Source organism: Iodidimonas sp. MBR-22 (genome assembly GCF_029946565.1).
Classification (GTDB): Bacteria; Pseudomonadota; Alphaproteobacteria; order Sphingomonadales; family Rhodothalassiaceae; genus Iodidimonas; species Iodidimonas nitroreducens.
Genome location: NZ_JARKVQ010000011.1, coordinates 44,487 through 67,124 on the forward strand (window position 1 = coordinate 44,487; position 22,638 = coordinate 67,124).

22 protein-coding genes are annotated in these 22,638 nt (G+C 57.4%); 18 read left to right on the plus strand and 4 right to left on the minus strand.

What is annotated here, in order from left to right; genetic code table 11:
- Nucleotides 1-156: 156 nt before the first annotated feature.
- Nucleotides 157-780 carry a TIGR02466 family protein gene (locus QK300_RS09570; protein WP_052370712.1) on the plus strand — a complete coding sequence of 208 codons (624 nt, stop codon included), beginning with the start codon at nt 157-159 and terminating at the stop codon, nt 778-780.
- Nucleotides 781-790: 10 nt separating this feature from the next.
- Here QK300_RS09570 and erpA read toward each other — a convergent pair whose 3' ends face one another.
- Nucleotides 791-1,132: an iron-sulfur cluster insertion protein ErpA gene (erpA, locus tag QK300_RS09575; protein ID WP_281301470.1), complete on the minus strand. Its 342-nt coding sequence runs from the start codon at nt 1,130-1,132 to the stop codon at nt 791-793.
- A gap of 152 nt (nt 1,133-1,284) precedes the next feature.
- On the opposite strand from erpA, the gene QK300_RS09580 reads away from it, so the two are divergent.
- The 16 genes from QK300_RS09580 to QK300_RS09655 all read left to right on the plus strand — a co-directional run bounded on the left by QK300_RS09580 (nt 1,285) and on the right by QK300_RS09655 (nt 17,328).
- Nucleotides 1,285-2,511: a deoxyguanosinetriphosphate triphosphohydrolase gene (locus QK300_RS09580; protein ID WP_281301471.1), complete on the plus strand. Its 1,227-nt coding sequence runs from the start codon at nt 1,285-1,287 to the stop codon at nt 2,509-2,511.
- Nucleotides 2,508-4,262 (plus strand): arginine--tRNA ligase, encoded by a 1,755-nt coding sequence (gene argS / locus QK300_RS09585; RefSeq protein WP_281301472.1) that lies wholly within the window; start codon nt 2,508-2,510, stop codon nt 4,260-4,262. The genes QK300_RS09580 and argS overlap by 4 nt, the downstream gene beginning before the upstream one ends.
- A 38-nt stretch (nt 4,263-4,300) precedes the next feature.
- Nucleotides 4,301-5,134 carry an SPOR domain-containing protein gene (locus QK300_RS09590; RefSeq protein ID WP_281301473.1) on the plus strand — a complete coding sequence of 278 codons (834 nt, stop codon included), beginning with the start codon at nt 4,301-4,303 and terminating at the stop codon, nt 5,132-5,134.
- On the plus strand, nt 5,131-6,150 hold the full coding sequence (gene nagZ / locus QK300_RS09595) for a beta-N-acetylhexosaminidase (RefSeq protein WP_281301474.1): 1,020 nt from the start codon (nt 5,131-5,133) through the stop codon (nt 6,148-6,150). Before QK300_RS09590 ends, nagZ begins: the two co-directional genes overlap by 4 nt.
- Nucleotides 6,151-6,175: 25 nt before the next feature.
- Nucleotides 6,176-6,862, plus strand: a complete 687-nt coding sequence (locus QK300_RS09600; protein ID WP_042083265.1) for a site-2 protease family protein — start codon at nt 6,176-6,178, stop codon at nt 6,860-6,862.
- Nucleotides 6,859-7,674 carry a ScpA family protein gene (locus tag QK300_RS09605; RefSeq protein ID WP_281301475.1) on the plus strand — a complete coding sequence of 272 codons (816 nt, stop codon included), beginning with the start codon at nt 6,859-6,861 and terminating at the stop codon, nt 7,672-7,674. The genes QK300_RS09600 and QK300_RS09605 overlap by 4 nt, the downstream gene beginning before the upstream one ends.
- Before the next feature lie 9 nt (nt 7,675-7,683).
- The gene (scpB, locus tag QK300_RS09610; RefSeq protein WP_281301476.1) at nt 7,684-8,406 is read left to right on the plus strand and encodes an SMC-Scp complex subunit ScpB; all 723 of its coding nucleotides are present in this window, start codon (nt 7,684-7,686) and stop codon (nt 8,404-8,406) included.
- Nucleotides 8,403-9,446, plus strand: a complete 1,044-nt coding sequence (locus QK300_RS09615; protein ID WP_281301477.1) for an ABC transporter ATP-binding protein — start codon at nt 8,403-8,405, stop codon at nt 9,444-9,446. Before scpB ends, QK300_RS09615 begins: the two co-directional genes overlap by 4 nt.
- Before the next feature lie 175 nt (nt 9,447-9,621).
- On the plus strand, nt 9,622-9,921 hold the full coding sequence (tatA, locus tag QK300_RS09620; RefSeq protein WP_042083270.1) for a twin-arginine translocase TatA/TatE family subunit: 300 nt from the start codon (nt 9,622-9,624) through the stop codon (nt 9,919-9,921).
- Between the two features lie 82 nt (nt 9,922-10,003).
- Nucleotides 10,004-10,543 carry a Sec-independent protein translocase protein TatB gene (tatB, locus tag QK300_RS09625; RefSeq protein ID WP_281301478.1) on the plus strand — a complete coding sequence of 180 codons (540 nt, stop codon included), beginning with the start codon at nt 10,004-10,006 and terminating at the stop codon, nt 10,541-10,543.
- Nucleotides 10,536-11,378: a twin-arginine translocase subunit TatC gene (gene tatC / locus QK300_RS09630; protein WP_281301479.1), complete on the plus strand. Its 843-nt coding sequence runs from the start codon at nt 10,536-10,538 to the stop codon at nt 11,376-11,378. Before tatB ends, tatC begins: the two co-directional genes overlap by 8 nt.
- A 60-nt stretch (nt 11,379-11,438) precedes the next feature.
- Nucleotides 11,439-12,710 carry a serine--tRNA ligase gene (gene serS / locus QK300_RS09635; protein ID WP_281301480.1) on the plus strand — a complete coding sequence of 424 codons (1,272 nt, stop codon included), beginning with the start codon at nt 11,439-11,441 and terminating at the stop codon, nt 12,708-12,710.
- A complete protein-coding gene (gene surE / locus QK300_RS09640) occupies nt 12,707-13,495 on the plus strand; it encodes a 5'/3'-nucleotidase SurE (RefSeq protein WP_281301481.1) in 789 nt (262 codons plus the stop codon). Before serS ends, surE begins: the two co-directional genes overlap by 4 nt.
- Before the next feature lie 121 nt (nt 13,496-13,616).
- Complete coding sequence (locus tag QK300_RS09645) at nt 13,617-14,651, plus strand: YncE family protein (protein WP_281301482.1); 1,035 nt, start codon at nt 13,617-13,619, stop codon at nt 14,649-14,651.
- Nucleotides 14,652-14,656: 5 nt separating this feature from the next.
- The gene (locus tag QK300_RS09650; protein WP_281302297.1) at nt 14,657-16,819 is read left to right on the plus strand and encodes a penicillin acylase family protein; all 2,163 of its coding nucleotides are present in this window, start codon (nt 14,657-14,659) and stop codon (nt 16,817-16,819) included.
- Nucleotides 16,819-17,328: a hypothetical protein gene (locus QK300_RS09655; RefSeq protein ID WP_281301484.1), complete on the plus strand. Its 510-nt coding sequence runs from the start codon at nt 16,819-16,821 to the stop codon at nt 17,326-17,328. The genes QK300_RS09650 and QK300_RS09655 overlap by 1 nt, the downstream gene beginning before the upstream one ends.
- An 8-nt stretch (nt 17,329-17,336) precedes the next feature.
- On the opposite strand, the gene moaB is transcribed toward QK300_RS09655, so the two are convergent.
- The 3 genes from moaB to QK300_RS09670 are packed head-to-tail and all read right to left on the minus strand — an operon-like array spanning nt 17,337 to nt 20,662.
- Nucleotides 17,337-17,867, minus strand: coding sequence for a molybdenum cofactor biosynthesis protein B (moaB, locus tag QK300_RS09660; protein WP_281301485.1), 531 nt, complete (start codon nt 17,865-17,867; stop codon nt 17,337-17,339).
- On the minus strand, nt 17,854-19,737 hold the full coding sequence (locus tag QK300_RS09665) for a lytic transglycosylase domain-containing protein (RefSeq protein WP_281301486.1): 1,884 nt from the start codon (nt 19,735-19,737) through the stop codon (nt 17,854-17,856). The genes moaB and QK300_RS09665 overlap by 14 nt, the downstream gene beginning before the upstream one ends.
- Before the next feature lie 13 nt (nt 19,738-19,750).
- A complete protein-coding gene (locus QK300_RS09670) occupies nt 19,751-20,662 on the minus strand; it encodes a uracil-DNA glycosylase (protein WP_281301487.1) in 912 nt (303 codons plus the stop codon).
- Between the two features lie 206 nt (nt 20,663-20,868).
- Here QK300_RS09670 and QK300_RS09675 point away from each other — a divergent pair, with 206 nt between their 5' ends.
- Nucleotides 20,869-22,581, plus strand: a complete 1,713-nt coding sequence (locus QK300_RS09675; RefSeq protein ID WP_281301488.1) for an electron transfer flavoprotein-ubiquinone oxidoreductase — start codon at nt 20,869-20,871, stop codon at nt 22,579-22,581.
- Nucleotides 22,582-22,638: the final 57 nt, after the last annotated feature.

Consider the following 22,638-nt stretch of genomic DNA (forward strand, 5'->3'; position numbering starts at 1 on the left):
CCCGGCGATATTTGGAAAAAGGCAGAAGAAAAAAGGCTGGGGAAAAACAGGTTGGCGCAGCATTTGTCCTTTGCGCGGATCATGAAGCACGATAAGAAACATTTGATAGGCAGAGCCTTGTGGAAATACAACCCTTGGAAGATGAGGAGACGGCCCATGTCCCAGCCCGAAAACACCCCAAAACCAAAAGGCGATGTGCGGCCCATTTTTCCGGCAGGCGCGGTGGTGCGCTATGAAAATCCCGATCACAAGGCGATAGCGGTGGATGATCTGCACTATGAGCCGAATTTTGGCTCGATCACGGAATCAACCAGCCAGAACCGTAATATCTTGAAGGAAGATCGCTTCCGGGCTTTGGCGAAATTTCTCGATGGCTGTGTGAAAGATTGTCTCGATCATGTGTATTGCTATGATTATGAAGCCTTTTCCATCGTTCATGCGTGGGTCAACCGGGCTCCTGAAGGCGGCTATCAGCGGATGCATCAGCATGGCAATTCGATATTAAGCGGGGTTTATTATCTGAAGGCGGATCGCCAGAACAGCGCGCCTTTGATGTTTGAAAAGCCGGAAATCAACACGCAACCTTATCTGGCGATTGCCTCAAAGCAGCAAAATATCTTCACTGCCAATCGCATCGCCTATCCATCGCAATCGGGGATTTGCTATCTTTTTCCCAGCCAGATCCGTCATGGCTATGAAACCCCCACCAAAGGCGGTGAGCGGATCAGCCTTGCTTTCAATGTGATGCTGTCGGGGGTGGGATCGTTTTATCGGATTTAGGGTCAGGTGATCACACCGAAAAAGATGATCCGCAGCCGCAGGATGATTCGGCATTGGGATTTTTAACCTGAAACGACGCGCCGATCAGATCTTCAACATAATCCACCTGCGCCCCCAGCACATAAAGCAGGGACATATCATCCACCAAAACCTTCACCCCATGCTGATTGGAGGCGATATCGCCGGGTTCGGAGTCTTTGGCCAGATCGAATTTATAGCTGAAGCCCGAACAGCCGCCGCCTGACACCGAAATGCGAAAGGCCAGGCCATCTTCGCCTTCACTGGCAATCATCTGCTTGAGCCGGCTGGCGGCTTTTTCAGTCAGGGTCACAGGGGCGGGCGCATCAGCCATGATCGGGTTTCACCTTTATTGCGAGATCAGTGTGCAGCAAAGCATCTCACCCTAGATTTAGGGTTTCGATGCCATCTGTCAATGTATCAGATGCGCACCAGATGGGCACCAGATGGATTGCGCCCCGGCAAAAGAGCCGATAAGCATGGCGGATGAGCAGTTCGCATCAAAATGCGCCGCATCTGGCGATGGAAATTTTACTGGCCCCCTATGCATCACGGGGCAGCCAAAGCCGTGGCCGCCTTGTGCCCGAGGGCGAAAGCGCCACGCGCTCGGTTTTCCAAAGGGATCGGGATCGCATCATCCATTCTTCGGCCTTTCGCCGGTTGAAGCACAAAACGCAGGTTTTCGTGTATCATGAAGGCGATCATTTTCGAACCCGGCTCACCCACAGCATCGAAGTTTCCCAGATCGCCCGGGCCTTGGCGCGGTCTTTGCGGCTGAATGAAGATCTGGCCGAAGCACTGGCGCTGGCCCATGATCTGGGCCATCCACCTTTTGGCCATGCGGGCGAAACCGCATTGGATCAGGCCATGGCCCCTTATGAAGGCTTTGATCACAATGCCCAGACCCTGCGGCTGGTCACCAGCCTTGAACGCCGCTATGCCGCTTTCGATGGCCTCAATCTGTGTTGGGAAACCCTTGAAGGCCTGGCCAAGCATAATGGCCCTTTGGTGGAAAGCCCCATCGATCCGGCGCATCCCCCCGCCGCATTGCCCTTTGGCTTTCGCGATTATCTGCCCGTGCAGGATCTGGAATTGCATAGCTGGCCGGGGGGCGAAGCGCAGGTGGCCGCCATTGCCGATGATGTGGCCTATAATAATCACGATATCGACGATGGCTTGCGGGCGGGGCTGTTTTCCCTCGACGATCTCGCTGCCGTTCCCTTTGTGGCCGAAAGCCTGCACGAGATCGACAAGGCCTATCCCGACCATCCCAAAAGCGTGCGCATTCATGAATTGGTGCGCCGCCTGATCGGGCGGATGACCGATGATATACTGGCTGAATCACAAGCACGGATCGCAGCGCTCGATCCGTCTTCGGTTGAAGATATCCGTGCGGCGGGCCATGCGGTGATCGGTTTTTCCGATGGGATGCAACAGGCTGTGAATGGCTTGCGGGAATTTTTGTTTCAAAATATGTATCGGCATCGCTCGGTGCGGCGCACCACAACCAAGGCAAAAAGGGTGGTGCGCGATCTGTTTGATTTGTATATGAGCGAGCCTGAGCTTTTGCCTGCCGAATGGGCACGGCGCGCCGCCCAACCCGACAGCACCGAAACGGCGCGGGCGGTTGCCGATTTCATCGGCGGCATGACCGATCGTTTCGCCCTGCGCGATCATGAAAAACTCTTTACCATATCGGCAATTCACATATGAATGTATTCGCACATTTCCAAAGCCTTCTGACCACCGCCATTGATGAGAGCGCGGCGGAAGGCTTTTTGCCCCCGGGCCTTGATCTTGGCCCCGTAACCGCAGAACCGCCCCGCGATCCCGATCATGGGGATGTGGCCAGCAATGCGGCTTTGGTGCTGGCCAAACCGGCGGGCAAAAATCCCCGCCAGATTGCCGAGGATCTATCGGCCAGATTGCGCAGGGTGCCCGATGTGGTGGCGGTGGATGTGGCTGGACCGGGCTTTATCAATCTGCGCTTTTCCCAAGCCTTCTGGCAGCGGGCCTTGGCCGCCATCTTGCGGGTGGGGACCGATTTTGGTTCCTCATCCATGGGGGCCGGGGGGGCTGTGAATGTGGAATATGTCTCGGCCAATCCCACCGGTCCAATGCATGTGGGCCATGTGCGCGGGGCCGTGGTGGGCGATGCTTTGGCCAATCTTCTGGCAAAAGCCGGGTTCAGCGTGACCCGGGAATATTATATCAATGATGCGGGCAGCCAGATCGATGTTTTGGCGCAATCGGCTTATCTGCGCTATTGCGAAGCCCGGGGGCGTGCGGTCGATAGCATCCCCGAAGGCCTTTATCCCGGCGATTATCTGGTGCCTGTGGGGCAGGCTTTGGCCGAACTCCATGGGGATGCCTGGCTTGATCAGCCCTCGGATATGTGGCTGGAGCCGATCCGCAGCTTTGCCACCGAGGCGATGATGGCCATGATCCGCGAGGATCTGGCGGCCTTGGGGATCACCCATGAGGTGTTTTTTTCGGAACGCAGCCTGCATCAATCGGGCCGTATCGATGAAACCATCGCCTGGCTGGAAAAGGAAGGCTATGTTTATGAAGGGGTTTTAGAACCCCCCAAGGGCAAAAAGCTCGAAGATTGGGAACCCCGGCCGCAAACCCTGTTTCGGGCCAGCCGCTTTGGCGATGATAGCGACAGGCCGTTGAAAAAATCGGATGGCAGCTACACCTATTTTGCCGCCGATATTGCCTATCATTATGATAAATTCATCCGTGGCTTCAATCATATGGTGCTGGTTTTGGGGGCCGATCATGCGGGCTATGCCAAGCGCATGGAAGCCGCGGTGAAGGCCCTGTCGGCGGGCAAGGCCATCTATGATGTGCGCTTTTGCCAGCTTGTGCGGCTGTTTCGCGATGGCGAGCCGGTGAAAATGTCGAAACGGGCGGGCACCTTCATCACCTTGCGCGAAGTGGTGGATGAAGTGGGCGCAGGTGCCGTGCGCTTCATGATGCTGATGCGCAAGAATGATGCGACTTTGGATTTCGATTTCACCAAAGTGAAAGAACAATCGAAAGATAACCCCGTTTTTTATGTGCAATATGCCCATGCCCGGGTGCAATCGGCTTTGCGCAAGGGCGAGGACACGTTTCCCCATGCGCGTTTTGATGATGCGGCCCTCGAAAGCGCGGATCTCAGCCTTTTGCAAACCCCGGCAGAAATCGCCCTGATCCAGCGTTTGGCGCTTTGGCCGCGTTTGATCGAAACGGCGGCTGTCGCCCATGAGGCCCATCGCGTCGCCTTTTATCTTTCCGACGTGGCATCCGATTTTCATAGCCTTTACAATCAGGGCAATGATGATCCGGGGCGTCGGTTCATTTTGGAAGATCATGAAGATCTGAGCCTTGCACGCCTTGCTTTGGTGCGGGCTACGGGCCTGGTGATCGCCTCGGGCCTTGCTGTTTTGGGTGTGGAACCGCTTGATGAAATGCACTGATATATTTGGGGAGGGGCCAAAGGTCCGATGGATGTGCGATGGTAAATGATAATGACGCACCGGCCGATGAAGCGGCCAATGAACGGGCCAAAGAGCAAACGCCGCCATGGCTTCAGCCCGTGGATGAAGCGGTGGCCGAACCGCCCGCCCAAGGCCTCGCGGCCATGTTCGCACTGATTCCACGGCCCTTATTGGCCGCCTTGTCGCTGGGGGTGATTGCCCTTTTTGGCGGGCTGATCTGGATGCTTTATGATCAGCAGGAACAGGGCGGCGAGGTGGTGCGGCTTTCCGCCCCCGAAGGCCCGGCCAAGATCGAACCGCAAGATCGCGGCGGGATGCAGGTGCCCCATCAGGATAAGCTGGTGTTCAATCGGGTGACGGGGGAGCGCTTGAGCACCGAGGTGACCTTGCGCGCAGGGGCGGAAACGGCGCTGGAAAAACCGAAAATCCCTGACATTGCTCCCCTTGAAACCGAGGCCCCAGCAGAAATCAGCGCAGAAATCAGCCAGGCCAGCGCCGCTAAGACGGTAGAGGCTGAGGTTAAAGCCGAGGAAACGTCGCAAACTGACCAGATATCGGTGTCGGCTGATCCTGCCAAAGTGGCTTCATCGGGCTTGCCCACGGATTTATGGGCGATCCAGATCGCGGCTTTTCGGATGAAAAATGATGCGGTGGCCTGGATGGTGAAAACCAAATATGATCATGCCAAGGTGTTTGATGGGCTGGCATCTGAAATCGTTGAAGCGAAGCGGGATATGGCAACCTATTATCGGGTCCGCTTTGGCACATTTCCTGATCGATCTGCCGCCCTTGCCAAATGTGACGAGGCAAAATCGGTTGGTTTGAATTGTATTGTGGTGACACCCCGGTGACGCGCAGAAAACCCATCATAGTCGGGGCGGCAGGTCTTGAACTGACCGCAGAGGAAAAAGCCCTTTTTGCCGATGAACGCCCGGCGGGGCTGATCCTGTTTCGGCGTAATTGTGCCGATCCGGCGCAGCTTGGCGATCTGGTGGCGGCTTTTCGGGCGGTGGTCGAGGATGATCAGGCGCTGGTGCTGATCGATCAGGAAGGCGGGCGGGTGGCCCGGCTCACCCCGCCCCATTGGCGGGCCATGCCCCCGGCGGCCTTTTTTGGCCGCATCGCCGCCGAAGATTTTATCGAGGCCGCCGCCGCTCTGCAATTGGCCACCACATTGGTTTCCAGCGAATTGCGGGCCATGGGGATCACGGTGAATTGCGCTCCGGTGCTCGATCTCGCCTGGCCCCATGCCCATGATATCATCGGTGATCGGGCTTTTTCCGCTGATCGGGATATGGTGAGCCGCCTGGGGCGGGTGAGCATGGATGCGATGATCGCTGCCGGGGTGCTGCCGGTGATCAAGCATATCCCCGGGCACGGACGGGCGATGGCCGATAGCCATCTGGCGTTGCCTTTTGTGGATGCCGATATGGATAGCCTGTGCGAAACCGATTTCGCCCCCTTCGAGGCTTTGGCCGATGCCCCGATGGCGATGACCGCGCATATCCGCTATGCGGCGATCGATCCCGATCTGCCCATCACCTTGTCGAAAAAAGGCATCGAAGAGGTGATCCGGGGCGATATCGGCTTTGATGGCGTGCTTTTATCCGATGATATTACCATGAAGGCATTGGATGGCCCGATGCCCCAACGCGCTGTTCTGGCGCTTGAGGCGGGCTGCGATCTGGTGTTGCATTGCTCAGGGGATTGGGCGGAAGCAAGGGCGGTTCTGGATGCGGTGACGCCCATTTCTTCCGAAAGTGCGCGGCGCATTTCGGATGCCCTGGGGCGCATCGCATCGCCGGTCGAGGCTGATCTCGATAATGCCAGCGCCCGGCTTTCGCAGTTGATCCGGGCTTGGTCATGAGCAGGATGGCAAAGGATCGGATGTGATGGAATTTGGCGAGATCATCGCCCGGATTGCCGTGTGGGTTCTGCCGGTGTTGCTGGCCATTACCCTTCATGAAGCGGCCCATGGCTATGTGGCTTTATTGAATGGCGATGATACCGCCAAGCGGGCGGGGCGGGTTTCGGCCAATCCTTTGGTGCATATCGATCCTTTCGGAACGGTTTTATTGCCCCTGATCCTGATCGTGCTGACCGGCTTTGCTTTTGGCTATGCAAAGCCGGTTCCGGTGGATTTTGGCCGTCTGCGCCATCCGCGCCGGGATATGATTTTGGTGGCTTTGGCGGGGCCGGGGGCCAATCTTGTGATGGCCATCATAGCGGCGGTGCTGTTGCCGGTGGCGGGGGGCATCGGGGGCGGCTTTGGCAATTGGCTGCTCAACATGCTGCATGTGATGGTGTTTTTCAATTGTCTGATCGCCATTTTCAATATGCTGCCCATCCCCCCCCTTGATGGCGGGCGGGTGATGGTGGGGCTTTTGCCTTATGCATTGGCCTGGCGCTATGCGCAGCTCGAACGGTTTGGCCTTTTCATCGTGGTGGGGGGGCTGTTTTTACTGCCCATGCTCACCCGGCAATTGGGGCTGGATTTCGATCCGGGGCGCACGCTTTTGCTGGTACCCAGCCAATGGCTTTATGATGGGCTTTTGGCGACCATCAGGATGGGATTATGAGTTCCTATCCCCCATCGGATGAGACGGCCCCGCGCCCGCCATCGGGCGACAGGGCGGATGATGGGGATGAGGCGCTTGTCCTTGATGTTGAAGGATTTGAAGGGCCGCTCGATGTTCTGCTGCTTTTGGCACGCAGTCAAAAGCTTGATCTGGCCAAAATCTCGATCCTTGATTTAGTTGAGCAATATCTGGCCTTCATGGCCCGGGCGCGGCGTTTGCGGCTGGAATTGGCGGCGGATTATCTGGTGATGGCGGCGTGGCTTGCCTATTTGAAATCGCGGCTTTTATTGCCTCGGCATGATGATGAAGACGAGCCAAGCGCCGAAGAGATGGCCCTGCGCCTTCAGATGCGCCTGCAAAGGCTGGATGCCATGCGCGAAGCCGGGGCGGCCCTGATGGGGCATGACAGGCTGGGCCGCGATGTGCATCCCCGGGGCGCCCCCGAAGGACTGCGGGTGGATCGTCATGCCCTTTATGATCTGAGCTTTTATGATCTTTTGCGCGCTTATGCCGATCTTTCGGTGCGCGCAACGGTGCACTCCATCCATATCCCAAGGCGGCCGGTTTATTCTTTGGAAGAGGCGATCAAGCGGCTGAATGATCTGATGGGCAGCGCTTTCAATTGGACGACCCTGCGCGATTTTTTGCCGCAGAATATTGATGATCCGCGCTTGCGCCGGTCGGCTTTGGCCAGCATGTTTGTGGCAAGCCTTGAACTGGCCCGCACGGGTCAGGCCGAATTGCAGCAGATGGAGCCTTATGGCCCGCTTTATCTGCGCCGCCCCGCCCATGGCCCCATATTTGATCGCTGATATGCTGATATGATGACGGAAAAGCCGCAATCTGAAACCGATGATGTGCCACCGCCCGATATTTTGCGGATGGTGGAAGCGCTGATTTTTGCCGCCGAGCATCCCTTGAATATGCAGCAATTACAGGATCGTTTGCCCGATGAAACGGCGATGGATGCGGTGGAGCAGGCTTTGGCCGTGTTGCAGGCAAGCTATCGCGGGCATGGGATCAGCCTGGTGCAGGTGGGGGGCGGCTATCAGTTTCGCACGGCATCCGATCTTGCTTTTTTGCTGCGTCAGGATGTATCCGAACCGCGCAAATTATCGCGGGCGGCGGTGGAAACTCTGGCGATCATTGCCTATCATCAGCCGGTAACCCGGGCGGATATCGAGGATATCCGGGGCGTTGGCCTGTCGCGGGGCACTTTGGATGTTTTGCTGGAAGCGGGATGGGTGCGGCCCCGGGGGCGTCGGCGCTCCCCCGGGCGGCCTTTGATGTTTGGCACCAGCGATGACTTTCTCACCCATTTTGGCCTTGGGTCGATTGATGATCTGCCCGGATTGGCGGAATTGAAGGCCGCAGGCCTGCTTGATAGTGTTGATGATGCTTTGGCGCGATTGGAGGCATCCGCCCGCGAAGACGCGGCGATGGCGCCGGATGATGAGGGGGATGGGCAAACCGATCTTGAGGAGGTGATCGCCCGCCATGCTGCGAAAAGCGGCGATCCCGACCTTGCGGAGGATGAGGGATGAGCTTTGCCCTTGATCTTCATGGCTTGGGCTTTGCCTATGATGGCCGGGATGTGGTGCTCGATGTCTCCTTTTCCGTGGCAGCGGGTGAGATCGTGTGTTTGCTCGGGCCCTCGGGTTGTGGGAAAACCACCACATTGCGGATTGCGGCGGGGCTGGAGCGCCCAGACCGGGGAACTGTTTATGTGGGCGGCAGGCAGGTGGCAGGCCCCGGGGTGCACGAACCCCCCGAACGGCGCCATATCGGTTTGGTGCTTCAGGATTTTGCGCTGTTTCCGCATCTGACCGTGGCCGACAATATCGCCTTTGGTTTGAAAAAAATGAGCCGGAGCGACCGACAGGCGGTGGTGCACGAGCTTTTGGCGCAGGTGGGGCTGCTTGATGAAGCCAAATCCTGGCCCCATCAATTATCGGGGGGGCAACAACAGCGCGTGGCCCTGATCCGGGCTTTGGCCCCGCGCCCCCATGTGATGCTGATGGACGAGCCTTTCTCGGGCCTTGATGTCACCTTGCGTGCCGATGTGCGCCAGCGCGCGGTCGATGTTTTGAAAAGCCGCGCGGTGCCCACCCTGATCGTGACCCATGATCCCGATGAAGCCTTGGCGGTGGCGGATCGCATCCTGATCATGCGTGATGGGCAGATCGTGCAATCGGGAACGCCGGAAGAGGTGTATCTCAATCCCGTTGATCCCTTTGTGATGAATTTTTTCGGGGCGCCGAATCGGCTGGCGGGCACGGTTCGCAATGGCTGTGTTCGCACCTTGTTTGGCGATCTTGATGCCAGGGGATTGCAAGACGGGGCCGATGTCTCGATTTATTTCAGGGGGCAAGCCCTGCAGGTTTCCCAAAGCCCTGAAGCCCTGATCATGCGGGTGAAAGACGCCCGGCTTTTGGGCCCGGTGCAAAGGCTTGTTCTTGAAACGCCACAGGTTGATACACATTTCATCATGGTACAATCTCGGCAGGATGCCCTGAAAATTGGGGATGACGTCAGGATTTCAGCAAATCTCAATCATTTTCAACTATTCCTTCAACAGCTATGAGTAGAAGAAGCTGAGTTATGCTATAGTGTGCGCATTGCATCGGGCCTCAAATATCGCCATGATGCCATAAATCGTCATCATGTGTTTGCGATGATGCGTGGCTTGCGGTTAGGTTTGCAAAATTTGATGAAGATCGCCCCCATCCCTTCGGACGGCGGACAACAGGAGAGTGAAAATGAGTATCGGTTTTTGGCAAATCGCCCTGATCGCCGTTGTTGTGATCTTGCTGTTTGGCCGTGGTAAGATTTCTGATCTGATGGGCGATGTGGCCAAGGGCATCACCAGTTTCAAAAAAGGCCTGCGCGAGGATGAAGCGGCGGTTGAAAAATCCACCGCGGATGACAGCGATCAGGCAAAGGAGCGCAAAGCGATCGCCGACAAGCGGGCCGTGAAAAGCCAGGCCGGGGTGAATAACGCCGATGCCGCCAGCCAGAATGTGGGTGAGACCGCTGATGGAGCCAGCAAAAGCGCTTGATGTGTTTTGCTGCGAATTTGGCAATGAGTCTCTCTATCTCAGGGCCTGTTCTACCTTGATGCAGCGATGAGAAAGCCTGCCGATGTTTGATATCGCCTGGACTGAAATGCTGGTGATCGCTGTGGTGGCCGTGATCGTTGTGGGCCCGCGTGATCTGCCAAAGGTGATGAAGGCTGTGGGCCAGATGATGTCGAAGGCGCGCTCTTTGGCGGGGAAATTTCAAAGCGATATGGATGCTTTGGCACGCGAAACCGAGCTTGAGGATCTGCGCAAAAAAGCGCGCGCCTATCAGGCGACCATGAAGGACCCGAAGCGCGAATTAACCCGATTGATCGATCCCACCACCGGTGAAGAGGTCAAAGCCGGGCCGAAGCTTTCCGATCTCAAGGTGGGGGGCGATGGCGGCCCCCGGCCTTATCGGGGAAATGCCGCCAAAACCGATGCGCCACAAGATGCCGGATCGCAAAACCTCCAAAGTGAAGACACCCCATCGCCGATCAACGAATTGCCCAATGATAAAACACATAAGGACGGAGCGCAGGCTGAGTTTGCGGAGGCCGAACCGATGGCCGCGCCTTTGATAGATGCGCCTGTGCGCGCTGATGAGGTGAGCCGTGGCTGATCGCGAGGCCGCCCCCACCATGAAAGATGAGGCGGCGATCAAAGATCCGCTGATCGATGATATCGAGGGCGGTAAAATGCCCTTGATGGCGCATCTGATGGAATTGCGGTCGCGCCTGATCTGGTCGGTGGTGGGGATTTGTGTGGCTTTTATCGGCTGCTGGTTCGTCGTTGATCCGATTTATAATTTCCTCACCAAACCATTGGCGAACGCCCTGATGGGCCATGAAGGGCGGCGGATGATTTTCACCGCCCTTCATGAAGCCTTTTTCACCAAGCTGAAGGTGGCTTTTTTCGGAGCTGTTTTTCTGGCCTTTCCGATCATCGCCATTCAGGTTTGGAAATTTGTTGCCCCCGGCCTTTATAAGCATGAAAAAAAGGCCTTCCTGCCCTTTTTGATTGCCACCCCGGTGTTGTTCGTTCTGGGGGCTTCCTTGGTTTATTACATCATCATCCCCATGGCCTGGGAATTTTTTCTGGGCTTTGAGCAGGCAGGGGGGGATGGTCAGCTTGCCATTCAGTTGGAAGCCAAAGTCAGCGAATATCTGTCTTTGATCATGAAGCTCATTTTGGCCTTTGGCTTGTCATTCCAGCTTCCGGTTCTGCTGACCCTGATGGGCCGGGCCGGGCTGATTACCGCCGATGATCTGCGCCAAAAACGCAAATATGCGGTTGTCGCCACCTTTGCCATGGCGGCTTTGATTACCCCGCCTGATCTCATCAGCCAGATCGGGCTTGGCATTCCGATCCTGCTGCTTTACGAGCTATCAATCATCGCCATCGGGATGTCTGCGCGGCGGGCGGCTCGTCAGTCGGAAAAAGCGGCTGAAGAATGAGCTTCAAGGCTGATCCGGCATCCCGATCCGCAATCATGCCAGACGGATGGATAGCTTTTCATGCTTGATATTGCTTTGTTTCGTGATGATCCGCAGAGTTTGGATCAAGCCTTTGCCCGCCGTGGCCTTGCCCCCGTGGCGGGCGAACTCGCAGCCCTTGATCAGCGCCGCCGCGCCTTGCTCACCCAATTGCAGGAAGCGCAGGCCGAGCGCAATGAGATATCGAAAGCCATCGGGATCGCCAAACAGCAAGGCGAAGATGCGCAAGGGTTGATGGATCAGGTGGCGCAGATCAAGGATAAAATGGCCGCTTTGGAGACGGAAGAGCGGGAACTGGGACAGAGCCTTGAAGAACAGCTTTTGCGCCTGCCCAATCTGCCCCTTGATGATACCCCCGATGGCCGCGATGAAGCCGATAATGTGGAGGTGCGCAAGGTGGGCGATCTGCCCGCCTTCGCCTTTGCCCCCAAAGAGCATTATGAATTGGGCGAGGCTTTGGGCCTGATGGATTTTGAGGCGGCGGCGCGGATTTCCGGCTCGCGCTTTGTGGTGCTGCGCGGGGCGCTGGCCCGCTTGGAACGGGCCCTGGGGCAGTTCATGCTGGATCTGCAAACCACCGAGCATGGCTATCAGGAAGTGGCCACACCTTTTCTGGTGCGCTCCGATGCCCTGATCGGGACCGGTCAATTACCGAAATTTGCCGAAGATCTCTATCGCGTGGGGGATGAACACTGGCTGATCCCCACCGCCGAGGTGACGCTGACCAATCTGGATCGCGAACAAATCCTTGATGAAGATCAGCTCCCCCAAAGGGTAACGGCGCTGACCCCTTGTTTCAGATCGGAAGCCGGGGCCGCCGGGCGCGATACAAGGGGTATTTTGCGGCAGCATCAATTCAGCAAGGTGGAATTGGTTTCGATCACCACCCCGGAACAATCTGCGCAGGAATTGGACCGAATGGTCCAGTGCGCCGAGGCGGTTTTGCAGCGCCTGCATATCCCCTATCGGGTGATGCGTCTGTGCACCGGTGATATGGGATTTTCGGCCCGCGCCACCTATGATATCGAAGCCTGGCTGCCCGGTCAGGATCAATATCGCGAGATTTCGAGCTGTAGCCTGTGCGGCGATTTTCAGGCCCGGCGGATGCGTCTGCGGAGCCGGGCGAAGGGCGAGAAGAAAACCCGTTTCGTGCATACCCTCAATGGATCGGGTCTGGCGGTGGGGCGGCTTTTGATCGCCGTTATGGAAAATTACCAGAGCGCGGATGGATCGATCCGCATCCCGGATGCCCTTAAACCCTATATGGGGCCAATCGAAAGGATCGCGCCATGAGCCAGGCCATTTCTGCCGAACGCATCCTGATCAGCAATGATGATGGGATCCACGCCACGGGCTTGCGCTATCTCGAAGAGATCGCCCGGGAATTATCCGATGATGTGTGGGTTGTGGCCCCGGAGTCCGAGCAATCGGGCGCGGGCCATTCCCTCACTTTAACCGAGCCTTTGCGCCTGCGCCAGATCGATGAAAAGCGCTTTGCGGTGCGCGGCACCCCCACCGATAGCGTGATGCTGGCGGTCAACCATATCATGAAGGATCAGCGCCCGACCCTGTTATTATCCGGCATCAATCGCGGGGCCAATCTGGCCGAGGATGTCACCTATTCAGGGACTGTGGCCGCCGCGATGGAAGGCACTTTGGCGGGGATCCCCTCGATTGCCTTGAGCCAGGCCATCAAGCCGTTTCCCGAACCCACGAATTGGAGTGCGGCGCGCAGCTTTGGCCGCCGGATGATCGAAAAGGTGCTGGCCGAAGGTTGGCCTGCGGAAACGCTCATCAATATCAATTTTCCTTCGATCGATGCCGATGCGGTTCTGGGGGTGAAAATTGCCGAACAGGGCCAAAGGGATCTGGGGCATCTGAAGGTTGAGCAAAGAATGGATATGCGCGGGGTGCCCTATTACTGGTTCCGTTTATCAAGGGAACCGGGCCGCCCCGGCCGTGAAACCGATCTGGGGCTGGTGCGCAGCGGCTGGATAGCGATCAGCCCCTTGCATCTCAATCTCACCCATCGTCCCACCTGCGAGGCTATGGGGCCTTTTATCGAGGAAACTTTCTGAAACGGATTTTTATTGAATTATCCACTGTTTGCCTGCGCTTGAGGCTGTTGATCACTGGACAAGACCGACCATAAGTTTAATGCTGTGGCCCTGATGGTGCACAAGACTTGGGGGGCAGATCATGCTTCATATGAAACGGCGGCTGCGGATGATCAGCGGGGCGATTATGGTCCTGCTGGGAAGCCTTTTGGCAGCGGGAAATCCATCATCGGCGCAAACGCTGGTGGTGGGCAATAAATCTGCCGATACGGTCAGCTTCATCGATCTGCAAAGCGGACTCATTCGGGCTACCCGCGCCACCGGCCATGGCCCCCATGAAGTGGCGATTTCACCGGATGGGGCGGTGGCGGCGGTGGTTGCCTATGGGTCGGCGGCCCGTCCGGGCCATACCGTCAGCCTTTATGATGTACCCAGCGCCACTGCCTTGAAGGTCATTGATCTCAATCCCCATAGCCGCCCCCATGGGCTGGCTTTTTCGGCGGATGGCCGCCGCCTTTTGATCACCACTGAGGGCAGTGGCGCATTGATTGTGGTGAATATCGAAAGCGGCAAGGTGGAAAAAAGCATCGAAACCGGTCAGCAGGTCTCGCATATGCTGGCGGTGAGCGATGATGGCACGCGGGCTTATGTGGCCAATATCGGTTCGGGGTCATATTCCGTTATTGATCTGGTGGCGGGCACGGTTGTGCGCACGGTTTTATCCGGCCCGGAAAGCGAGGGCATCGCCCTTGGCCCCAAGGATCGAGACCTATGGGTGACGAGCCGCACGGATAACAGTGTTTTGGTTTTCGATACAAAAACGCACGAGGTTCTTGCCACCATCAAAACCGGGCGGATGCCGATCCGGGTGGCGGTGCATCCCGATGGCCGTCATGCCATCACCACCAATGCCCGGGATGGCACCATCAGCCTGATCGATTATGCCACCCGCGCGGTGATTAAAACCATCGCCCTGCAATCGGTCAAAGGTGGGGAAACCGTGCCGGTTACAGCGATTTTCTCACCCGATGGTCAGCGGCTTTATGTGGCGATGACCAATGCATCGGAAATTGCGGTGATTGATGCCAAAAGCTGGCAGCAGATCGGTCGCCTGCCTGCGGGCGAGGGGTCGGATGGCCTGGGCTGGTCGCCCTTATCATTGAAAGTGGATGCATGAAGGCGATGATGGGGCAAAAAACCCGGCGCATTCTGGTCGCCATGGCCCTTCTTGGCCTTGCGATTTTATTGGGGCTTTTGATCCTGAGCTATCAGCCGGGGGGCGATTTTGATGCGGCGGCGGCCAAAAAGCTGGCCCAAAGCTATGATGCCATGATTATTCGCGATGATTTTGGGGTGCCAAGCATCAAGGGCCCCCGTGATGCCGATGTGGCCTTTGGTTTGGGTTATGCCCATGCGCAAGATGATTGGGAAACCATCGAGACCGTTTTGCTGATGGCGCGGGGGGGATTGGCCCGGCGCGATGGGGCGGCGGCGGCGCCCAGCGATTTTTTGGTTCGGTTACTGCGGGTGGATGAAACGGTGGCGGCCGGATATGAACGCGATCTGTCGCCTGCCATCCGGGCGGTTGTCGAAGCCTATGCCGCTGGTATCAATGCCTATGGTGCCGATCATCCCGGTCGCTTCAGCCCCTATGCCCTGCCGGCCAGCGGGCGGGATGTGGTGGCGGGTTTCGTGTTTCGCGCGCCTTTTTTCTATGGCCTTGAAGGGATCATCAAAGACGCGATGCGCGGGGATGCAGGCACCGCCGAGGGCGCAGACCTATCGGCGCTCAATCGATCCCTGCAGCAGGTTCTCCATCTAACGGGTGGGGTGCATCTGGGCTCCAATGCCTTTGCGGTGGCACCTTCGCGCAGCAGCGATGGCAAAACCCGGCTGATGATCAATTCCCATCAGCCCTATACCGGCCCGGTGGCATGGTATGAAGCCCGGCTGCAATCGGGCGAAGGCTGGGCAAGTGCGGGGGCGCTGTTTCCCGGTTCGCCGGTGATATTGGTAGGCCATAATCGCGATCTGGGCTGGGCGCATACGGTGAATGAGCCTGATCTGGTCGATTTCTATCAGCTTGAGGTTGATGATCCCGATCAGCCCACGGCCTATCGCTATGATGGCGGCTGGCGGGATTTCGAGCGTAGCACGGCCCGCATCCCGGTGCATCTGTGGGGGCCTTTTGCCTGGACCGTGAAGCGCCCGTTATTATGGAGCGTGCATGGCCCGGTTCTGGAAACGCCATCGGGTTTTAAAGCGATGGCCTATGCCGGGGCAGGGGATGTGCGGGCGGTGGAACAATGGTACCGCATGAACAAGGCGGGCAGCATGGATCAATGGATGGATGCCATGGCCATGCAGGCGGTGCCCAGCCTCAATACGGTATATGCGGATCGTGCGGGCAATATCGCCTTTATTTATAATGCCGCCATTCCTGATCGCAAATCCGGCCCGGATTACAGCAAAATCCTGCCCGGCGATGATCCCGATCTGCTTTGGCGGGGCCGCTTGCCTTTTGCCGCCGTACCAAAATTGATCAACCCCGATGCGGGCTATCTGATCAGCGCCAATGGCACGCCTTTGCGCGCCACGGCGGGGGAAAACGATCTGGGCCGCAATGCCATTCCCCCCACTTTGGCGGTGGAAAAGCATCTCACCAATCGGGCTTTGCGGGCGCTGGCCCTGTTCGATGCCGATCCGGCGATCAGCCATGAAGATATTCTGCGCATCAAATATGATCAAAGCTATGCCCCAACATCGAATATGGTTCGCTTTGTCAAATATATCGAACGCCTTGATTTTCGGGATGATCCCTTCATGGCCAAGGCTCAGGATGTTGTGCTATCATGGGATAATACGGCCGAGCCTGAAAGTACGGCGGCGGCTCTGGTCATTCTCAGCACCCTCAAAGCCATCCATGGCTTTGCGTTCAATGGCTGGGATATGGACCCGGCTTTGGCCTTGCGGCAAACGGCGGATGAACTGATCGCCCATCATGGCGGGCTGCGCGTGCCCTGGGGCGCGATCAACAAGATCCGCCGTGGATCGCAGACACTGACGCTGGGCGGTGGGCCGGATGCTTTGCGGGCGGTGTATGGTGGGCGATCCCTTGGTGATGATGGCACATTGGATGGGATGGCGGGCGATAGCTATATTCAGCTTGTGGAATGGGATCAGGATGGGGCTGTGCGCTCTTTTTCGGTGCATCAATTCGGGTCTGCGACCCTTGATCAGGGGTCGCCCCATTATGCCGATCAACTCCCCATTTTTGTGGCGGAATCCTTTCGGCCCGATGCCTTTCAATTCGGGCCAGTTTTGAGCGATGGATCGATGAATTAATGGCAGATCATGAAGGCAGCGGACAGGACCCGGTTCCGACATCCGTGGCCAGCATTCTGGCCGGGCCGGGATTGATCCGTCAGCCCGCCGTGATCGCTGATCATTTGGATGGCGTGGTTCAGGAGATCGTCACCTCATTGGAGGCCGTGGCCAATTGCCCATCGCCGGCTTTCGATCTGCCCCAGGGTTTGGATGATGCCATGCGCCTTGCCCGCTTTTGCGAGGCCTTGGGGGCCATGGGGCCGCCGATCATGGCCGATTATGCCGCCCAATATGCCGCCATCAGCCGCGCCCAACGCTTTCCGCCCGATGCCCATGAAGCGCTTTTCATGGAAAGGGCGATGGTGCTGATTGATTATTTTGTGGAATTGGCGCAGGTCCATGGGGTGGCTTTTGCCTCGCGGACCGGGCAGATCCCTCCGCCAGTTGTGGAAAAAACCCTGTCATCCTTGCGCTTTGGCCTTTTAAGGGCGCGCGATGATGCCTGGGCGGCTATTGTAAAGCCCTGAAAGCCGGTTCAGCGTTCCTGCAGGCGGGGCATCAATTCCACGAAATTGCACGGGCGAAAGCGATGATCCAATTGATCGCGCAGGATTTTATCCCAGCCATCGCGGCACGCCCCGGTGGAGCCGGGCAGGGCAAATAAATAGGTGCCCCGGCAAACCCCGGCAGTGGCCCGTGATTGAATGGTCGATGTGCCGATCAGTTGATAGCTCAGCATCCGAAACAGTTCGCCAAAGCCGGGGATGGCTTTTTCATAAAGGGCTTCAAAGGCTTCCGGCGTCACATCGCGGCCGGTGACCCCTGTGCCGCCGGTGGCGATGATCACATCCACATCATCGGCATCAATCCACTGGTTGAGTTGCTTTTGAATGAGGGCGATTTCATCAGCACAGATCGCCCGCCCGGCCAGCCGATGGCCCGCGCTTTGTAATCGCTCTACCAAAAGATCACCCGAACCATCGGTTTCAGGGGTGCGGCTGTCTGAAATGGTCAAAACAGCGATGGAAACCGGGATGAAGGGGCGGCTTTCGTCAATTCCGGGCATAGTGGGTACTTTCTTCGCTTGAAGTCGTATCTTTGGATGGCCCGGCGCTTTCGGCGGCAAGCCGATCATCGAGCCGTTCCAAAAGCGGCCAGGCCCCGGATGCCACCGCATCAAGGCCGGGGGTGGGCTGGCCCAATTGCATCCGATAAAGCCACAGATTGGCAGCGATGCGCCCGATATAATCGCGGGTTTCCCGTGATGGCAGGGATTCAATGAACAGCAGGGGATCATTTTTATAATCGATGCTTTGGCGCCAGCGCGCCAGATTACCCGGCCCGGCATTATAGGCCCCTGCCAGCATGAACAGATTGCCTTCCACCACCGGCAGGGTGGCCAGATGCTCGATATATTGCTGACCCAAAGCCATATTGAAATCCGGGTCATAAAGGCGGCTTTGCTGCCAGCGCAAAGAGGCATCGCCGGAAATGAAGCTGGCCGTGGCGGGCATCACCTGCATCAGCCCCGAAGCCCCCATGCCGGATCGGGCGCGGATGGAAAATTGCGATTCCTGACGCATAATGGCAAAAATCAGGGCGCGATCGATGCTGAAGCCGCCATCGGGGGTCCAATCGGGCAGGGGATAGTGCAAGGCAAGGGATAGATCCCCATCCCCGAGCGCCCGGGCCACCCGCAATTGGCTGGCCGGCAGGCCCAAATGGGCTGCCAAAGCCGCCAAGGCAGGCCAATCTGTGCGATCCGTGCGGCCCAAAACAGCGCGCATTTCTTCATCGGCTTTTTGGCTTTCTCCGATCTGTGCGAGCGCGATGGCGCGCCGGATGGCTGGATTTTTGCCATCATTGGCCAAAAACCGGGCGGGCAAAACAGGTGCGTCCCAATTTTGCGGCGGGCGCATTCCCAATTGCCTTTGGGCGATCAACCCATAAAAGCTTTCGCCATTTTGGGCCGCCAAGTGCAGATAGCGGCTCACATCTTCGGGCTTGCCGCACAAAAATGAAGACCGTGCGGCCCAATAGGCCCCCCCGGCCCGCCGCCAAGCCCCCATCATAGGGGATTGGGCCAGACCGGAAAAAAGCTGGGTGGCCGCAGCGCAATCACCTAGGCGGAAGGCGGCGAGCCCCCCATACCAGCGCGCATCGCCGGAAAATTCAGGCGAAATTACCGTGGCGCGCAAGGCGAAAAGCCGGGCTTTGTGATCAAGACCTTCAAAAAAATAGGCAAAAGCCACATCGCCCAAGGCCCCGGCTTCTTCGGCGGGGGTGAGAAGATGCAGGCGCTCGATCGCCCAATAGCGCTTTTCGGCGCGATCTCCATTGCGACGACGTTTTTCCCGAGCGATCTGTTTCAACGCTTCTTTCACCTGCCACAGTTCATCATCGGAACGGCGGGGCGGCGGGGGGGGCGCTTCGCGCTTTTGGGCCGCCCCCCAGAGTCCTTTGATCGGCAAGGGTTTGGGAGGCGGGGCGGCTTTTCCCTGGCGTTTTTTGGCCAAGGCATAAAGCCTTTGAGCCCCGGGGTGATCGCGATAGTTGATCAGCCAGTCTTTCAATTCCTGATAGCGTGATCGATAGGCGGTAGGGTGCATATAGCGTTGATACAGCACATGCCCCATCAGCGAAGGATCATCGAGATCGCGGATGATGGCATCGGCTTTTTTCCATGCGCCATCCGCTTGCAATGCAAAAATCCGGCGATAGCGCGCCTGATCATCGGGGGATAAAAGGGGGGGAATGCGGAATGCGGTGGCAGCCGGCCTGGTTTCATCAGAAAGGGCAGAAGAAGCGGCTGTGGGGCTTTTTTTATGAAGCCCATCGGCAGCCAGCAAGGATGATGGGGCAAAACACAGCATCATCACTGCCCCGATGAGGCCCCATTGTCCCAGCCTATGGTGCTTTTGATCCATTGCTGTCATCGCGCTTTAGGCCTCATTCGTCCGGCCCATTGAGGGGGGCGTGATTTTTTTCCAGATGCAGGCGAAGCGATAATAAATCCGCCCAAGCATCGGCTTTCAATCTCGGTTGTTTCAAAAGCATATCGGGGGGCCAGCTTGTGAGCATGGCGATATCATTTTGGCTATGTTCAGGCGAGAAAAGCGCATGTGTAAGCTTTTGCCAGCGTCCGCGCAGCTTTGTGATCGTGTGATGATTTTGCGAAAGGGCCGATGCTGCAACCCCGCCAAGACAAAGCACGATCTGCGGTTCCACAAGGGCGATATGACGCCGCAAAAAAGGCAGGCAATGGGCGATTTCCTTTTCATTGGGGGGGCGATTGCCCGGCGGACGCCATGGCACCAGCATGGCCAGATGCACATCGGTTTGGCGCGATAGGCCAATGGCGGCCAGCATCTGATCAAGCAACAGCCCGCCCGGGCCGGAATAGGGAATGCCGGATCGATCATCCTCGGCCCCGGGGGCATCGCCGATCACCATCAGCCGGGCTTTTTGGGGGCCATCGGCAAAAACCAAAGACATCGCCGTGCGCTTCAGGGCGCAGCCTTCATAAGTGGCCAGGGCGGTTTCAAGCGCGCCTAAATTGGCTGCCGCCAAAGCCGCGCTTTGGGCCTCATCGATCAAAAGGGCGGGGGGGTGTGCTGTGGGCTTTGCTGCCCCGGATGGTTTAGGCGCGGGGCGCGCATCTTCAGGGGGCCGCGTTTGCCGCGCAATTTCGCCGTTGCGGGCGTTGACCGGGCGGCTTTCAAGGCTGGCAGCAAAGCGATCAATGGGCTGATCTGCGCTGATGTCATCGATACCCGCCTCAAGATACCATGATAGCAAAGCGTTGAGTTCAGCGCGGCTTGCCATGCTTTGAAGATCGGATGTCAGTTGCGGGGGCGGCATTTTGTGGGGGCAGTCTTTCAAATGATCATGAAGGTATTTTTGACATGATGGCGTTTATGGCATTTTTCTCAATAAAATTCGATCACGAAAGGGGCGATCATGATAGAAACGAACCTATCCTATTTGACCGGCTGTTATGGATGCGGGCATAAGCTATAAAAGCATCTGTGCTGGTTCTGAAATAAATTGCGGGCCTTGTGGATCTTATGGCTGACGGAGAAAAGGACGAGGATATGGAACGCGACGCCATGGAATTTGATATCGTGATCGTGGGTGCGGGCCCGGCCGGGCTTGCGGCGGCCATCAGATTGCGACAACAGGCGGAAAAAGACGGGCGCGAGCTGAGCGTGTGCGTTCTGGAAAAAGGCTCGGAAGTGGGCGCCCATATCCTGTCGGGGGCCGTTGTCGATCCTATTGCTCTTGATGAATTGATCCCCGATTGGCGGGAGAGCGATTGCCCTTTGCGTCTGGAGGTGAGCTCTAATCATCACTGGATTTTGCGCGAATCCGGCAAGCTATCCATTCCCCATGCGCTTTTGCCGCCCTTGATGAACAATAAAGGCTGCTACACGGGCAGCCTGGGCAATCTGTGCCGCTGGCTGGCCGAACGGGCCGAAGCTTTGGGCGTTGAAATCTATCCCGGTTTTGCGGTCGCCGAAGTTCTTTATGATGATAAGGGCGCCGTGCGCGGGGTGGCCACAGGTGATATGGGTGTGGCCCGGGATGGCAGCCACAAGGAAAGCTATCAGCCCGGCATGGAACTGCATGCCCGCTATACCTTTTTTGCCGAAGGCGTGCGCGGATCGCTGACCAAGGGATTGTTTGAAAAATACGATCTGCGCAAGGATTGCGAGCCCCAGACCTATGCCATCGGGATCAAGGAATTATGGGAAATCGAGCCGGATAAGCATGAGCCGGGCAAGGTGATCCACACGCAGGGCTGGCCGCTCAGCGATGTGGCCGGCGGTGGGTTCATCTATCATCAGGACGATCATCAACTGGCCATCGGCTTTGTGGTTGCCCTCGATTATAAAAATCCGTGGCTTTATCCTTTCGAGGAAATGCAGCGCTGGAAACAGCATCCCGCCATCCGCCCCCTGCTGGAAGGGGGACGGCGCATTTCCTATGGCGCCCGGGCGATCAATGAAGGGGGGCTGCAATCCATCCCCCGTCTTGTCTTTCCCGGTGGGGCGCTGATCGGCTGTTCGGCGGGCTTTGTCAATGTGCCGCGGATCAAGGGATCGCACAGCGCCATGAAAAGCGGGATGCTGGCGGCCGATGCCGCCTATGCCGCCCTTTTTGATGACTCTTTGGCTGATGGTGTGGCGGCTGATGGGGCACCAGCAAACACGATCCTGAATGCCTATCCCGAAGCCCTGAAGCAATCATGGATCTGGACGGATCTGCATCAGGTGCGCAATGCCCGTCCGGCCCTGCATAAATTCGGGGTGACTTTGGGAACGCTTTATTCCGGCCTTGATTTATGGCTCAACAGTATCGGCCTTGGGTTTCTCGTCCCCTGGACCTTCAAGCAGCAGGCCGATCACAGCGCCACGGAAAAAGCGGCTGATCATCAAAAGATCCATTATCCCAAACCCGATGGGGTGATCAGCTTTGATCGCTTGTCTTCGGTCTTTTTGTCGAATACCAATCACGAAGAAGATCAGCCCGTGCATTTGCAGTTGAAAGATCCTGATGTGCCCATCAAGATCAATCTGCCGCTTTATGAAGCACCGGAACAAAGATATTGTCCGGCAGGGGTTTATGAAATCATAGGCCGCGAAGAGGGGCAGGCGCGCCTGCAGATCAATGCGCAAAATTGCGTTCATTGCAAAAGCTGCGATATCAAGGACCCCACACAAAATATCAATTGGGTGGTGCCAGAGGGTAGCGGCGGGCCAAATTATCCCAATATGTAGGCTTGCCATGATGGTGGCAGGGCAGAATGCGCCAATCGGGCACAAGAAGATGCACCA